Annotated in this window: 16 protein-coding genes; all 16 read right to left on the reverse strand. The window is 31.9% G+C overall.

Translation table 11 applies throughout. The features are described from left to right. Entirely contained in the window at positions 1–1521 is a 1521-nt protein-coding gene (locus tag WN975_RS19675; RefSeq protein WP_337967970.1) for an NAD(P)/FAD-dependent oxidoreductase, read from the reverse strand. A gap of 1 nt (position 1522) precedes the next feature. Beyond that, positions 1523–5203, reverse strand: coding sequence for a 1-acyl-sn-glycerol-3-phosphate acyltransferase (locus WN975_RS19680; RefSeq protein WP_337967971.1), 3681 nt, complete (start codon positions 5201–5203; stop codon positions 1523–1525). Positions 5204–5294: 91 nt separating this feature from the next. After that, on the reverse strand, positions 5295–6479 hold the full coding sequence (locus tag WN975_RS19685) for a DUF2062 domain-containing protein (RefSeq protein WP_337967972.1): 1185 nt from the start codon (positions 6477–6479) through the stop codon (positions 5295–5297). An 18-nt stretch (positions 6480–6497) separates the two neighbouring features. Beyond that, the gene (locus WN975_RS19690) at positions 6498–6983 is read right to left on the reverse strand and encodes a hypothetical protein (RefSeq protein ID WP_337967973.1); all 486 of its coding nucleotides are present in this window, start codon (positions 6981–6983) and stop codon (positions 6498–6500) included. 2 nt (positions 6984–6985) lie between these two features. Further along, complete coding sequence (locus tag WN975_RS19695; RefSeq protein ID WP_337967974.1) at positions 6986–7357, reverse strand: 3-hydroxyacyl-ACP dehydratase; 372 nt, start codon at positions 7355–7357, stop codon at positions 6986–6988. Positions 7358–7362: 5 nt separating this feature from the next. Continuing rightward, positions 7363–7977 carry an outer membrane beta-barrel protein gene (locus WN975_RS19700; protein WP_337967975.1) on the reverse strand — a complete coding sequence of 205 codons (615 nt, stop codon included), beginning with the start codon at positions 7975–7977 and terminating at the stop codon, positions 7363–7365. After that, positions 7977–8579, reverse strand: a complete 603-nt coding sequence (locus WN975_RS19705) for a porin family protein (protein ID WP_337967976.1) — start codon at positions 8577–8579, stop codon at positions 7977–7979. The genes WN975_RS19700 and WN975_RS19705 overlap by 1 nt, the downstream gene beginning before the upstream one ends. A 37-nt stretch (positions 8580–8616) precedes the next feature. Beyond that, positions 8617–9252: a hypothetical protein gene (locus WN975_RS19710; RefSeq protein WP_337967977.1), complete on the reverse strand. Its 636-nt coding sequence runs from the start codon at positions 9250–9252 to the stop codon at positions 8617–8619. After that, the gene (locus WN975_RS19715) at positions 9218–9844 is read right to left on the reverse strand and encodes an outer membrane lipoprotein carrier protein LolA (protein ID WP_337967978.1); all 627 of its coding nucleotides are present in this window, start codon (positions 9842–9844) and stop codon (positions 9218–9220) included. Before WN975_RS19715 ends, WN975_RS19710 begins: the two co-directional genes overlap by 35 nt. 117 nt (positions 9845–9961) lie before the next feature. Next, positions 9962–10738, reverse strand: a complete 777-nt coding sequence (locus tag WN975_RS19720) for a polysaccharide deacetylase family protein (protein WP_337967979.1) — start codon at positions 10736–10738, stop codon at positions 9962–9964. Continuing rightward, a complete protein-coding gene (locus tag WN975_RS19725) occupies positions 10735–11793 on the reverse strand; it encodes a beta-ketoacyl synthase N-terminal-like domain-containing protein (protein WP_337967980.1) in 1059 nt (352 codons plus the stop codon). The genes WN975_RS19720 and WN975_RS19725 overlap by 4 nt, the downstream gene beginning before the upstream one ends. Next, a complete protein-coding gene (locus WN975_RS19730) occupies positions 11793–12989 on the reverse strand; it encodes a beta-ketoacyl-[acyl-carrier-protein] synthase family protein (RefSeq protein WP_337967981.1) in 1197 nt (398 codons plus the stop codon). The genes WN975_RS19725 and WN975_RS19730 overlap by 1 nt, the downstream gene beginning before the upstream one ends. 131 nt (positions 12990–13120) lie before the next feature. Continuing rightward, positions 13121–13378 carry a phosphopantetheine-binding protein gene (locus WN975_RS19735; protein WP_026727250.1) on the reverse strand — a complete coding sequence of 86 codons (258 nt, stop codon included), beginning with the start codon at positions 13376–13378 and terminating at the stop codon, positions 13121–13123. Positions 13379–13380: 2 nt separating this feature from the next. Continuing rightward, positions 13381–13998, reverse strand: coding sequence for a 3-oxoacyl-ACP synthase (locus WN975_RS19740; RefSeq protein ID WP_337967982.1), 618 nt, complete (start codon positions 13996–13998; stop codon positions 13381–13383). A gap of 46 nt (positions 13999–14044) precedes the next feature. Next, positions 14045–14827 (reverse strand): hypothetical protein, encoded by a 783-nt coding sequence (locus WN975_RS19745; protein WP_337967983.1) that lies wholly within the window; start codon positions 14825–14827, stop codon positions 14045–14047. Between the two features lie 29 nt (positions 14828–14856). Further along, positions 14857–15996, reverse strand: coding sequence for a beta-ketoacyl synthase N-terminal-like domain-containing protein (locus tag WN975_RS19750; protein WP_337967984.1), 1140 nt, complete (start codon positions 15994–15996; stop codon positions 14857–14859). Positions 15997–16039 lie beyond the last annotated feature (43 nt).

Genomic DNA, 16039 nt, shown 5'->3' on the forward strand with positions numbered 1-16039 from the left:
TTATTCAGCAGAAGCCTGATTAATTTTAGTAATCAAATATTCTTTTCCAATAATTTCTGAACACGTTACAACAGCTCCAATAGTTACACCCAAAACCCCGTGCATATTAATACTTTGTCCTGTAAGATATAAATTATCAAGTTTGGTTTTTGACGGAATTAAAGTTTTCATAGGATTCCCGGAATCCTTAACATAACCATACATATTACCATTATGACCGCCAATATAATCGCGATAAGAAAGCGGAGTAGAAGTATGAATCGACTGAATGCAAGCTGTTATTCCAGGAAATTTAAGTTCAATTTCAGTAAGAAACTTAGCTGTTTTTCTTGATTTAAATTGCTCGTAACTTTCTCCACGATCATTTTCGTCAACAGTTGTATTAAAAGTATCGATCCACGGCGCAACATCGTCATACTTCATATAAGTAATAAAAGTCATTCCTTCTGCCCATTTTTCCTGCTTTTTTGAAGCATTCATAGAAGCCATAAAAGCTTTTGGCCACGAATCTTCGTCATAGTCATGCGCATTCCAGACTTCACTGCTTTTTTTAAAATGATAGTAATTATGATTGATATATTTGAAAGTTTCAGGTTTGAAAACAATATATAAACTAAAGGCCGAAATAACTCCTTCAAGACTTTGGATTCGGCTAAAAAATGCTTTCCTGAAATTTTCTTCTCCGGCAAGTTTCAGCGTAGTTTTTGGATCTATATTAGAGATAAAACGAGTTCCGGAAACCTGAGTTCCGTCTTTCATTTCTACCGAAGTTACAGTGTTGTTTTCGACATTAAAACGAGTAACTTCTTTGTATTTATAAAATTCGCCACCGTGTTTTTTAAGCTGTTTTAAAAGCTGTTTTGTAATCTGACTTCCGCCGTTAATACAACGCCAAGAACTTTGAATATAAGAGTTGACAGAAAGCGCATGAACGTAAAAAGGCGATTTATCAGGAATCCCTGCGTAGAGAAAATTTGAACCCGCCAAAACCGCTTTTAGTTTTTCATTTTCAGTAAATGAATCTATAGTTTCTTTAGCGTTAAGCGTCAAAATTTCATTATCATATTTCCCTTCCCAGTTTACATTATAAAGCGGAAAAGAGTCACATATTGTTTTTAATTTTTCGCAATATCCTTCAATATTTGCTTTTTCTTCAGGAAAATAAACACACAATTGATTCACAAAATTTTCATAACCTTGCGCGTGTGGATATTCGTTTTTGTCATCTTCAAAAGAGATAATATCAAAACCATTTTCATCTAATTTTTTTAGATTTAATTGGTCAATAATACCCAAATATTTAAAATATTGATACAAGTTCTGACCTTTTTCAAGACCTCCGATGTAGTGAATTCCAGTATCAAAAATGGTTTTATCACGTACAAAAGTTTGTAGATTTCCACCGTATTGATTGTTTTTTTCGAGCACACAAACGCTGTAACCTTCTTTGGCCAGAATAATAGACGATACCAAACCGCCCAAACCGCTGCCTACAATTACAACATCGTAATGTTCTTTCATATTAGTTTTTCTTTAATACGATTATAGAATTTTCATCATAAAGACAATTAAAACCAAAGTTAATCAAAGAGGTTTTCAAATTTGGACAATTCATTAGAATAACCGTGGAAGTTGTAGAAACGATTTTTTCAATAGCATTAGTATAACTTTCATCAGAAATTAAAACAATATCAAATTGATTTTCTAAAAGAGTTTCCAGATTTTCGGGATAGAAGATTTTTCTTTTTTTGACGATATAATTAGTCTTAGAAACTTCGCGTTTTTCTTCGTCGTTATTATAAGAATATATTTTTCGTTGTGGTTCCTGCAAAGCCAATAATACATCTAGTTGCCCGTAATCATTAGACAAATGAGCAATTTTGGCTTTCGCCGAAATGTATTGGTTTAAGCGATAATATTTTTCAAGATTATTTTTTAAATCATTTTTCACACCTTTTGTAACCTCAATTTCTTTGTAGTCATAACTGTGAAGAAGCATCTTTTTGAAATATTGCGGACCTTCTATTTCCTGACGAATTTCCTGAAATTTAGATTTAAAGAAAGCACTTATTTCCTTTGTTATTTCGGCATAATTTTTTCCAAAAGAAAGATTCTCAGGCGTAATTCTTTCCAAAATAGAAACCGTAATACTTCCATCATGAATTATAAAATCACCTTTCGGAAGTGTTTCTGAAGCACCATGAATTAAAACTGGAAGAATGTCTAAATTAAATTCTTCGGCAAGATAAAAAGCGCCTTTATGGAAACGTTTAATTTGATTACTTTCTGAACGAGTTCCTTCAGGGAAAATCATTATTGAATAACCTTCTTTTATTTTTTGGCGTAAATGTTCAACGCCATTTTCAAGTCCTTCAGAAACCGGATAAAAACCTGCTTTTTTTACAGTTGCACCAAAAACGGGAGAATTATAAACCCAGTCATTTACCAGAAAAATGATTTTAGGACTTAATCCGCCAATTGCCAGAATGTCTAAAAATGAAGAATGATTGGCAATTAAAATGGCCGGTTTCTCAAAATCTTCGTTGTATTTATTGATTACTTTTTTATCTACAAAAGGATTTGTATATAATACCGATTTCATGAATTTTGAAATGCAATATCGAAATCCTTTCATTTTTGTTTTTTCGCTTAGCGGAATTATCGGCATGATAATCAAACTGAAAATTGACATTAAAATACCGCCAAGTCCATAATAAGTAAAAGATAAAACGCCATGAAAAAATGAACGTAATTCAAAAGGAGCATTTCCGTTTTTTGGTCTATTTGATAAAAATAATTTAAAGAGAATCGGATAGAAAATAAACGTAATAATTAGCGCCGCAAAAACCCCAATTAACGAAACCGATGAAATAGAACGCAACGCCGGATGTCTTGCAAAAATCATCGCGCCAATTCCTAAAATGGTTGTAATAACCGCCAGAATAATTGAAGTTCTGTAAATCGCAATTTCATTTTTTCCAGTTGTATATTCTTTTTGAAGTGCGCTTGTCATGAAAATACTAAAATCAACACCGTGACCAAAAATCAAAGTACAGACAATCATGCTGAAAATGTTCATTTGAATACCAAAAATCCCCATAATTCCAGCCGTAACAATTCCGGTTAAAGCAATCGGAATACAACTAACAATTACTAATTCAACTCTTCTAAAAAAGAAGAATAAAATCAAAATTACTGCAACAAATGAGTAATTAACCAGCGAATTAAAATCGGTTTTTAAAGTACTGAAAAACGTTTCATTCATTTGCTGACGGTCAATTGCAATCAGATTATTTTTGGCGGAAGCCGATTTTACAAATGCATCACGTTGTTGCGGAGTAACTTTTACTAAAGTTGAAATTGTAAAAAATCCATTTTTTTCGGTTACAAATTCTTTCAATTGCAGAGCCTGAATTTTTAAATAATCTTCTGTTTTAATTGGTTTGAAATTAAAATTTAAATGATCAAAAAAGAGCGAATATGTTGTTGGTTTAAAACCGAGTTTAGAACCTTCGGCAATTAATCCCGATTTTAAAAGTTGCTTTTTATTCGCATCCCAAAACGAATTCCATTTATCGATTTTCTGTTTTTGTTCCTTCTGCGAAAGCATAATTCCTCCAACAGAACTGAAATTTAAAATTTTATCGTCTTGTTTTTCTTTCGATAAATCTTTAAAAAGCTGACCATTGTTTTGCAAAACTTCCTCCATACTATTTCCGTATGAAGCCACATAAATTGTTTTTGAAGTTAAACTAGTGCTTTCTTCGAGTTCTTTTTCGGCTGCTTTAATTTCTTTTGGAACAAAATTTAATTGCGATAAATCATTGTTGAAACCGACATTATTATACGTAAAACAACAAATAATCGTGATTAAAACGCAAAACCCAATTAGATATTTATTGTTATGAAAGGAGAAATGCGCCAGTTTATCAATGACATTTTTCTTGTGTTCAAAATTATTTTCTTTTGGTTTATACAAATGCGGAACAATCAAAAGAGAGAAAAATGCGGAAGCCATAACAATTACGGCAGCAAAAATCCCGAGGTCATTCAAAGCATCGGATTTCACAAAAAGCAAACATAAAAAAGCAACAGCAGTTGTTGAACTACTCATAATTACCGGCATTGTAATGTCTTTGTACAAAGTTTTTACGTCGCTATTATGTTTGTAATGCGTTAGAATATGAATGGAATAATCGATCGTAATTCCCAGTAAAATAGAACCAATTCCGAGAGAAATGGCTGAGATTTGTTCTTTCACAAAAAATAAAAATGCCACGGCAAACAAAGCTCCAAAAACAGTTGGAAGAAAAATAATAAGCGGAATTAATATCTTTCGATAGAATAAAATCAAAATCAACATTAGCGTAATCATCGCGATTGTTGTCGTTAAAACAATATCACTTTTAATTTGATTGGCATTTGCAACGGCAATTAATGCCGAACCAAAATAGCTGATTGAAGTTTTGGTTTTAAATTTCTGATTCAGATTATCCTGAATTGATTTTAATTTAACAGCAAAAATCGTGTTCTTTTCGGTTTCGCTCGAAGGAAGATTTGAGGTAATAAAAAGCAATAATTTCTTTTTATCCTTAGTCATTACAAAACCATTGTCAAGCGTAAAATCGTCACCAATATTTAGTTGTTGTAATTTTTTAAGAGCGATAAATGAAATTCCAAGCGGATCTTGCAGAATAAAATCTTTGGTGATAAATCCGGATGGCGAAATAATCGATTTATAATTTCCCTGAACGGTGGCGGAAATACTATCTTTTTGAAGTTTATTCTGAATTGATTCGTAATCTTTATTTTCCAGAAAAAGAGGAAGATTATTATAAACGAAATCAATAGTTTCCTGAATATTTTCTTCGTCAACTTTTCCCTGAATTCCGGTTACATAAGGTTTGCAGGATTTGGCAACACTATCTGAAAAGGCAGTTGCCATTTCTTTTAAATCTTCGTCAGTTCCATTTTTTTCGAGTTTGAAAATAACGGTTATTTTATCGGCAAAATTAAGTTGCTTGAGCACTTTTGCCGTAACATCACTTTTATCGTTTGTTGGAATAAGTTTGGTAATATCTTCTTCAAATTTAATTTGAGAAGCAAAAAATCCAAATACCAAAAGCATCAGAATTGCCAGCGCAACCGACAAAGATTTTCTTCGGTTTACAAACAAATGAATGGCGTAGAAATATTGATGCATGTTTATGTTTTAAAGGTTTTTTTGTCACGAATTTCACGAATTTTCACGAATTGATTTGTGCTAATTAGTGAAATTCGTGGCGAAAAAATATTTAGTTTGTTGTGTTTTTCTTAGAACTAAAAGCAGTTAAAAGTAAATAACTTATAAGACCAACTGATAGTGCTAAAACGGATGCTAAAATAAGACTTCCGACGATATATTGTGTTGCATTTTTTTGAATATCGTTAAGCGTAATCGAACTATCCAAAATCAAAGGCGCGTCGTTTGACACGAAATAACTTCCCATTTTTAAAGAACCATAAATAACAAACGGAATAAAAGGAGGGAAGCTCACATTTGAAGCCAGATAAGCAATGACTTTGTTGAGCTTGAATAATGCGGCAAAAGTAAAAAGCAGTATCGTTTGAAATCCCCAAAACGGAGAAATTCCAATAAAAATTCCTAAAGCAATTGCAGCAGATTTTTTGAAATTTGAATCGCTGCTTTCTAAAATATCTTCAAGAAAGAACTTTTTAAATCCTTTTTTTTTTGCCTTTCTAAAGTAATCTCGGGGTTTTATATACAGTAAAGCATTAATAACCAAAACGGTATTTAAAATACTGATTCGGGTAAAATCCTTAAACGGACGAAAATGCGAAACACGTTCCAATGGATCGTACAAAATCTGAATTGGAATGTTTTTGACTACAATTCCTTTCCAGGCAGAACGAACGATAACTTCAATTTCGAACTCAAATTTATTGGTATAAAATTGTTTCGGAATTAGGTTTAAAGGATATAAACGAAAACCTGATTGTGTGTCTTCTAATACAATTCCGGTTTCGAATTTAAACCAGAAATTCGAAAATTTATTTCCAAAACTGCTTTTCTTTGGCACATTTTCCTGTGTCATATTTCGGCTTCCAATCAATAAAGAATTTGGTTCTTTTTGAATTTCGGCAATAAAATTCGGAATATCAGAAGCAAAATGTTGTCCGTCAGAATCAATTGTGATTGCATATTCAAAATGCATTTCGATTGCTTTTCTAAAACCATTTCTCAGCGCTCGCCCTTTTCCTATATTTTTAGGATGATGAATTTGTGTGAGTTGCGAATATTGTTGTAAAATCTCAAAAGTGTCATCGGTCGATCCATCATTGACAATAATGATATTTGTAGTGAAATCTAAAATAGAATCCAGCACTTTTTTTAAAGTTTTGTGATTGTTGTATGTGGGAACAATGACACAAAAATGAGTCGAATTAAGTAATTCTTGCTGTGATAAAATAGGTTTCATTTGGAGTTTTTCTTTAGTCTACTTTACGAATTGTTTTTCTTTTTCAGAGAAACTTTTCGATTGTAAAACAAAGTCTTTTAGATAATCTTTTAAAACTGCATTTTGCTCTGCATAATGTGCTGTAATATAATTTTTATCTTCTTTAATATTCTTTTTATAGCCAGTTATTCCGGGAACATTTTCCTGAATACTCAACCTGATCATTCTGATTTCTATATTATTAGGTTCGCTTTTTATAGTCGATTCAAGAAGATTTGCGCCTTCTTTAAAACGATCCATTTTGTCTCTTAATTTTTTCTCAAACTTTGAATCCAATAGAATTGAAGCAGCTTTGTAAGCCACTAAAATTTTTGCATCGTCGTTTGAAACTGTCGACAGTTTTTCTGAAAATTCTTTAGCATTACTTTCTGATTTTGTAACGCTCGAATACATTTTTCTGATGGAAGCCAAATCCGGATTACCAGCAAAATTAATCCACAAAAGTAAAGACAGCAGTAGTTTCATAATTATATTTTTTTGTACACATTGCTAAGTTTCAAAGCAACGGTATCGTTAAAATAAGTCGTGTTTTTTACTTTAACCAAATCATCTTCGGTTGTAGTAATATCAAGTTCTAAACGTAATTCCGGAGTAGCTTCAGGATTAATAAGTGCCATGAATTTTACATTGGCAAGTGTTTGAATCATCAAAGTACTTTTGGTAATTGCTTCCGTAAGTTCTTTAATAATCTGAATCATGCAAACTCCCGGCATAATTGGATTTCCCGGAAAATGACCTTTGAAAACTTCATGTTTTTCATTGATCAAAATCGTGATATTATATTTAGAATCACCGGTTTTTTCTTCCGATAGAACTTTATAAAAATCTTTTAAAACCATATTTTTTATTTTTTCCCAAAAGAATAAGAAAGCCCTAATTGAAAATTAATATTGGTGTTGTATTCCGCAAATAAAAAATCATCAACGTTATGACTGCGATTATTGTCATTATCCATTATATCCAACAAGCCTTTCTTTAATCGGCCTTCAATGGCTAGATTTGGAGATACTTTATAGGCAATACCTATAACAAATGCCAAGTCATTATTTTCTTTTCTTTTGATCAGATTATCATGTAAAAGAAGATCTAAAACCGAACCGAATTGCATCTGAACACCTGATCCAAATGTAAGTTTATTAATAAGAGCAAGTGACAAATAATCGATCTGTATATCGCGATATTCTACTTTTTCAACTCCTGTATCGTCAAAATAATTTCGTGGAAGATTGTTAGATCCTTGTCTCGTATATGTAACTTCAGGCTGAAGAGCATAACGTTTTGTTATATTTATTTCTCCAAACCCACCAGCATAGAAATCAGTTTTATAATCGCCTTGCATTTCTGAAACAGTCGAAAAAGTAAAACCACCTCTCAAACCCGGCTTAAAAGTAACTTGTGCTTGTATGTTTACGATTGTAAAAAAAAGGAATAAAGCAATCGTTAATTTCTTTTTATACATTATTTTACTTTAAAAGTATAACTGATACCAATTTGAAAAACCTGATTTAAAATAACATCATTATAGTAATAATCATTATCATTGTTAATTCCATCGTAACCATAAATATCAACTAATCCTTGTTTAATTCTGGCTTCAAACGTTAATCCGTTTGGTAATGTATAACCAACACCTCCAACAAAAGCAAGGTCAAAATCTTCAGGATTGCTGTTGATATAATTATCAGAAATTTTTAAATCTACAGACGGACCTCCTAAAATGTGAAAACCTTTACCACCAATATTAAATTTTGCAACTGCACCAAGTGTCAGGTAGTTTAATTCATAATTTACATAACGATAATTAAAGCCGTTTCCAAGATATTCTCTTCCTTGATCACCTTGTCTTGAATACGTTATCTCAGGCTGTAACGAAAAATATTTATTAAATTTAATGTTTATTAATCCACCAATATAAAAATCTGTTTTAGATTTATTATCATCAATATTCGTTAATGTTGAGACATTTAAACCTCCACGAATTCCGGGACTAACTCTTACTTGTGCATTTGATGTTATAATTCCGATAAATAAAACAAAGGCAATTACGGTTATTTTTTTCATTTTTAATTTGGTTTAAGTTTAGCTTTAGATTAAGTTTTTACTCTGATTTAAAATAGTTTAACTCAATTTTTAACTTGATATTCTGATGAATAATCTGAATTTTCTCCGCAAAAATATTGTTTTCTGAACTAAAAAGCAGTGTTATTTTTTCTTTTGTTTTAGATGCATTCACGACCTTCTCTAATTTCGATGTCTTTTTAGAAACAAAAAGATAATTATCACGGTTTCCATCTTCCGATTTATAGATATTATCAGTTTCATTTTCAAATTGTTCCTGAATCAAATATTCATTTTTAAGAAGCAAACGAAAATCTTCGGTTAAAGTATTAATCAAAATTTTTCGGTCTAATTCAGATACAATCGAGTTTACTTTAAAAGTCTTTTTTGAAATTTCAAAATCTAACAATTTGTTACCAAATTCGGTTGTAAAAACAACGCGATGTGTAGTATCATTTATTTTTTTAGCAATAAAAATTCCGGATATTTCATGACCATAAACCGTGATATTTGTTTTGTAAACATAATCAGTATTTGAGTCTGTAAAATAGGGAACCTGATAAGACGTTTTGTCTAATTTTTTAGGTGTATAATTTTTTGTGACCGAACCACAAGAAACTAAAACTAATGCCAAAAGGCAATTAATTATTAAAAACTGAATCGTCGATTTTTGCATTGATCACTTTATTTTTAAGTACAATTCTAGTATAATCTTCAGAGGATTCCAATAATTTAACCTGTACAACTGTTGCTTCTTCTTTATCGAAAGTTAGTTCGATTTGTTTGATGTATTTTTTTAAAGTAGCATCTTTCGGAACAAATTTCGCAAGATTTTGACCTTTTAATTTAAAGTATGAAATCGTAAATTCTTTGTCGTCAAACATATTCCCGCTCACGCTTCCAACAATTAATTTATTGATACGGCCAAAGATTTTGCTGTTGCCAATATCAACTGCACTTTTCTTTCCTTCGTCGTTAATCAGAATTTTTCCGTTTTTAAAAACGATACTATAATTGTATGGTTTTTTGTATTGCCATTGAAGCAAACTCGGCTCTTTGAAAATCATTTTACCAGAAGTTTCAATGTCTTTCGATAAAAAATCTAAATGTTTGTATTGTACAAAATCAGTACTTAAGGTTTTGATTTTTTTCGAAACTACATTTACATCCTGTTTGAAAGCTGCGATTTCTGCGTCAGACATTTTTTGTTCCTGAGCAAACAAATTGCCTGAAATAAATAAAATTAAGAGTGCTATTTTAGTTTTCATATTTTGTTAAAATGGTGCTTTATTTTTCGTTTTTTTGCCACAGATTTTAAAGATTAAAATGATTATAAAATCCGTTTTATCCGCGTTTTCGCTTTAGCGAATCCGTTCCATCAGCGTTCAATCTTCATAAGCTTTTAGATTCAAAAGTTCTTCGATCGAAATGACTTCATAATTGTTCTGTTGTAAAAATTGCAAAAACTGTTCCAATACTAAAACGGAGTGTGATCCGGTATCGTGCAAAAGTACAATTCCACCAGGAGAAACACGTTTTATAATTCGATTCAAAATCAATTCGACATTTGTTGTTCCGCCGTCAAGCGAACGAATATTCCATCCAATAACTTTATGTTCGGTTATTTTTAAAGCTCTACGAATCGATGGCGTCGTAACTCCGTAAGGCGGACGAAAGAAGTTGATTTTTTTTGAAGTGAATTTTTCTAAAAGAGAATCGGTTTTCTGAAGTTCTCCAGTAATTTTTTTGGCATTATAAAAATCGAAAAATTTCGAATGATTATAAGAATGATTTCCAACCAAATGTCCTTCGCCAATAATTTGTTTTACGATTTCAGGATGTTTTTCAATGTTTTTTCCAATGCAGAAAAAAGTTGCTTTTGCATTGTATTTTTTCAAAAGTTCTAAAACTTCTAAAGTAAATTCACTCGGACCGTCATCAAAAGTTAAGGCGATTTTTTTTTGAGTTTTCTGCGGATTATTGCAGAAAGCTTTTACATGATAATTGGATGAAATTCGGGAGGAACCAAAAGCATTTATTCCCAACCAAATAAAAATAAGTGCTACAAACCACCAGATATTTATTGCGATATAAAAGTTCAGAAGAAAGAATAAAAGCAGTAAAAAAATAAAAAATAGTGATATGTTTTTATGCGTTATCATTTTGAAAGCAACGTAAAACTATGATTTTTTCCGTTTAATTGATTGTACAATAAAATGGTATTATAAGCTGGTTTTTCAACCGAATTTACTTTTATAATTTCCGGAATTTCCTGAGTCTTGATTACTTTTGAAGCAATCCATAAAGCAAAAGCCGAAGCCGTATCATATTCACCACTCAAATGTTTGTAATACAATTGAGGCGTTTTCGCGAAAGCATTTTCAGCCAAATTTCTATAATAAGAATCAAAAGTAATGTTGCCATCCAAACCTAAAACGACAGCATCAATATCTGAAATTTCTAAATTATTGGATTTTAAAAACGCGATTATTTCTGCTTCAATTTTGTTTTCGTCTAAAGTATTTTTTATTTCAACATCTAAAACCTGTGCATAAGTAGTGTCTTTTTTTTGATTTTCTAAAACAAAAAAACTGGCACCCTCACCAAAAACAGCTCCGGTCGAAGTTGGATTTAAAACATCATAAGGCTGATTTCCATCTTGTTTGATTCGGCCTAATAGTTTAAAAAGAGAAGTTGTGTATTCGCCATTTTCGTCAATTCCGCCAACCAAAATCGAATTGGCTTCGTTTTCTTCGATTTGCATTTTAGCATCTAAAAGTGCCGATTCAAAAGAAACCGCTCCATTTACATACGTAAAATTATACCCTTTGCATTGCAATGACAAAGCAATTTGAGCACCAACAGTATTATGTGTAGATTGTATAAACGAAGTTGGCGTTAAGAATTCTTCGTTATTGTCGAGAATATTTTTCAGAAATTTTTCAGAATCTTCGATGCATCCCAAACCAGTTCCGGTAATGATTGCATCTACATTTTCGAGCTTTGCATCTTTTAAGGCTAATGCCGAAGCTACGATTCCGTTTTTTACACCTTTTGCCATTCTTCTAATTGCGGCTGGCGTAATAAAATCTTTGTAAACCGGTGCAACTATCGAAAGTATTGTGTCATTTTGGTTGTGCACCGCTTCCTCTAAAAAAACAGTATCAAATGTTTTTTGAGCCGAAATACAACCTACTCCATTTATATATGTTTTCATTAGCTTTTAGAAAATATAAGTGTGGAACAATTTCCTCCAAAACCAAAAGAGTTGGATAAAACGTGTTCGATATTTTTCATTTTTAAAGAAGTTTGTGGCTTTAGATTAAATTCTTCCATTGGAGTTTCAAAATTCAAATTTGGATAAACCACATTATTCTGAATTGCCAAAACACTGTAAACGGCTTCAATTGCTGCGGCTGCCGCCAAAGTATGACCCGTAAAAGGTTTTGTCGAACTAAAATCTGGAACTTTTTCATCGCCGTAAATTCGGAGTAAAGCTCTTCCTTCAGACAAATCATTATTAGGAGTTGCCGTTCCGTGAACGTTGATATAATCAATTTCGCTTGGTCTTAAACCCGAAACTTCAAAAGCTTTTTTCATTGCCAAATAAGCGCCATCACCATTTTCTGAAGAAGCAGTTTGGTGAAAAGCATCATTTGCATTTCCGTAACCCGAAACTCGAGCCAGAACTTTTTTGTTTTGTTTTTGAACAATTTCATCAGATTCTAAAACCAAATATGCAGCGGCTTCGCCCAAATTTAGTCCTTTTCTGTTATTGTCAAAAGGTTTGTTATAATCGTCAGAAAGAATCATCAAAGTTTTAAATCCGTTGATGGTAAATTTTGCCAAAGCATCTGTTCCGCCAACGATAACGCGATCGAGTTTTCCGTTTTTAATCAAACGTGCGCCTAACATAATCGAGTTCGCAGCAGATGAACAAGCGGTACTTATAGTAGTAACCATTCCTTTTAAACCCAATTCTTCAGCAATTTTTTCGGCAACATCGCCACCGTCATGACAACTAATATATTTGGTAAGTTCAGGATCTTTAAAATAATCGTAATAATGCTTTTCGGTCATATCCATTCCGCCAACGCTTGTTGCCGAAATAAGTCCGGTTCTAAATTCGTTGATCGATGTAATTCCGGCATTTTGAACGGCTTGTTTGGCAGCAAAAGCACCAATCATTGCAGTTCTCGAAAAATTATTATCGTCAGAAAGCTCCAATTCACTGATCAATTCAGCATTGGTTTTTTTAATTTCTCCAACCTTAATAACATCCGCATGAACGGTCGAAATATTTTCGATGCGAGTTATAGCAATCTTATTTTCGATTAACGAAATAAAATTTTCCTCGACTGAATTTCCAATCGAAGAGATAATTCCCATTCCCGTTATTGCAACACCTTTCATTTTAGACTTCTTAGATTATTAGAATTTTAGACTTACTTAGATTTAAATATTGGACTTCTTAGATTATTAGACATTAGATTTTTTAGACGCGTGTCTAAGTTGTCTAAAAATCTAAGCCAGTCTAAGCAGTCTTATTTAGTTCTGTTAGCGCTAATATAAGCAGCCATAGTTTCAATAGATTGAAAAATAGATTTTCCTTCTTTTGGGTCAACCAATTTTATTCCGTAATCTTTATCAAGAATCACGATCAATTCAAGTGCATCAATTGAGTCCAAACCTAAACCGTCTCCAAACAAAGGATCGTTATCAGCAATGTCTTCGATTGCGATATCTTCAAGATTTAGAGTGGTAATGATTTTATTTTTTAATTCTTCTTTTAATGCTTCCATGATTATTTATTATATAATGTATTGATATTTTCGTTTGTGTATTTCTCGTTTTCTTCTTTGCTAATCGTGCAAAGAAAAGCTTTGTAATTGTCATTAAAAAATTCAACCCAACCGCACAGAACTGTATCAGCTTTATTTGTGTTTAACAGAATATCTGAATAGTTAGACAGAAATTCAATATTGAAAGCATCAAATATAAAGAAAGAATTTTCACTTTTCAGCTGATGACGAATACTTATTTCACCCAAACAAATATTTGGCAAAGTATAAACGAAAACTGCTGGACTCGGATAATAGTTTTCTTTGTCCGAAATTGATTCCTGATATTTAACATCAGTATCTAAACTCGAAGATTTATTAGCCAAAACCAAAGCAATATTATTCTCTTTTTCGGCCGAACTTATTGGACTCAAAAGCAATTCAGATCCTAAAAAAGCCAGTTTGCTCAAAGCATCCATTTTGAAAAACTTCGGATATTGAATGTCAAAATTACGATACGCTTGTTTCGAAAAATCAGCAAAATCAGTTGGTTCAATTTTGAATACAGAAGTTCCGTTCAAAACAATTTCGTTGTTTTGAATGGTGATATAGGATTGTATGTAGGTTTTATTTTGAGTCATCTTTGTTGCAAAACATTTGTTTTAAGCTTATAATATTGAATAAAACTTATTTTCCTAACTTTCCTTTTAAATCAGTGATTCTCTTTTTAGCAATTTCCATTTTTTCCATTTTTTTTAGTTCTTCTAATTTTTCATCTAAAATTAGCTCAATTCCAACTCTCAAAGTGTCAAAGTGTTCTAGACAAGTTTGTTCATCTAAAGAATGTATACCTAGGCTTAAGACAGAGTAAATAGATCTGTTTTCTACTAAAAAACTTGGCAAATACTCAGCAAGTAAAGCTATGCGATCATCCATTCTTCCTTTTTGAAAATCAGCATTATTTATTTTTTCATCTGCCTTTGCTTTTTCAAAAGCTTCAAAAATTAAATGTTCAAAAATTCGTCGTAAATAAACAAAAGAGCCGATTCCTACGCCATTAGCAGCTAATCCAATTGCTCGAGTGAATTCATTTAATTTTTCTTTAGATAATAATTTTCCATATTTTTTAATTTCACTAATGTGAAAGTCTGCGACAGTTGGATGTTGTCCAACTTTTAGTAGAATTTTGTTCTGGGGATCGTAGTGAAGATAAAACATAAAGGTGTCATCTGATCTTTTGCATTTTACTCTTTGTGCTGCATATCCTCCAGACTTAGTATATGCATAACTACTCCCTTGTAAGTCATTCATTACGTAGAATGTAGATTCAATTTTTTTCCAAGGATTATAACCATCAAAAATTACTTTAGTAGATGCATCAGTTATATTTAGAAAAATTTCCTCATTTTCAGCGGTTATTTCAAACTTAGTATAAATAGGTAAATCGAAAAAAAATTGTTGTAATGTCATAGTGTTTTTTAATTAAAAGATAACCAAATTCATTTCACTTTTTCAAATATCACCGCCGTATTACAACCTCCAAATCCAGAAGCTGTTTTCAAAAAGAACGCAATATTTCTCTCTTCATTTTTCTCTATAACATTAATAGATTCGCTTACGCCGATTTCGTCAAAACCTTTCGATTCAAAAAGTATATTTTGATTTGCGGATTCAATTGCGATTACGGTTTCTAATAATCCCGAGGCGCCCAATGTATGACCATAAAATCCTTTCAAACTATTTATAGGAACGTTTTGTAAATCTAAACGATTCAAAGCAATCGCTTCCATTTCGTCATTGAACGGAGTTGCTGTTCCGTGCGCTGAAATATAATCGATTTGATCTGGATTTATCTGAGCTTCTTTCAAAGCATTCTGAATACTTCTAAACAAACCTTCGCCTGTTCTTGAAGGTCCGGAAATATGATTGGCATCGTTTATCGAACTATCTCCAATAATTTTTATTTTTGCATTTTTGGCTTCCGCCGAAACTAAAACTGCTGCAGTTGCTTCGCCCAAACTTACGCCGGTTCTGTTTTTAGAATAAGGTTTACAAGGCAAACTGCTCATCGCCTGAAAAGCATTAAAACCAGACAAAACAAATTCTGAAACTTCGTCTCCGGCGATAACAAAAATGTCGTCGTAAAGCTCAGATTGAATCATTCTTTTGGCAACAGAAATGGCTAAAATTCCAGAAACACAAGCATTCGAAACTACAATTGGTTGTGTTTTAAATCCGAAGAAATCCGAAACATTTTTTGCTAAAACATCTAAATGTGCAATATTGAAGCTTTCTTCTGAATCATTTTTTAATGCGGTAACATTTCCTTTTGTGGTCGAAAGTATAAAAGCAGTTTTCGAATTTAATTCAACTTCTGAATTTTTGATAATCGGCTCTAAAGCCAAAATCATCATTTTCTCTAAACGAGAATATTTTGTTTTAGCACTTATTTTTGCAAAAGCACTGTTTATTTTTTCATCATTAATAATTGCAGCATAAAACGGAATCGGCATTAAGGAAGTATCTTCATGTAATTGAATACCGGATTCTCCACGAAGAATTGCTTCGATGTTGGATTCAACATCAAAACCTAAAGGCGTGATACAATTGGTTTTGGTGATATATACTTCTCTTAACATTTTTTCTTTTTTATTCCTGCAAGGTTTTTATGGCATGCAGATT

The sequence above is a fragment of the uncultured Flavobacterium sp. genome, assembly GCF_951805225.1.
Taxonomy (GTDB): domain Bacteria; phylum Bacteroidota; class Bacteroidia; order Flavobacteriales; family Flavobacteriaceae; genus Flavobacterium.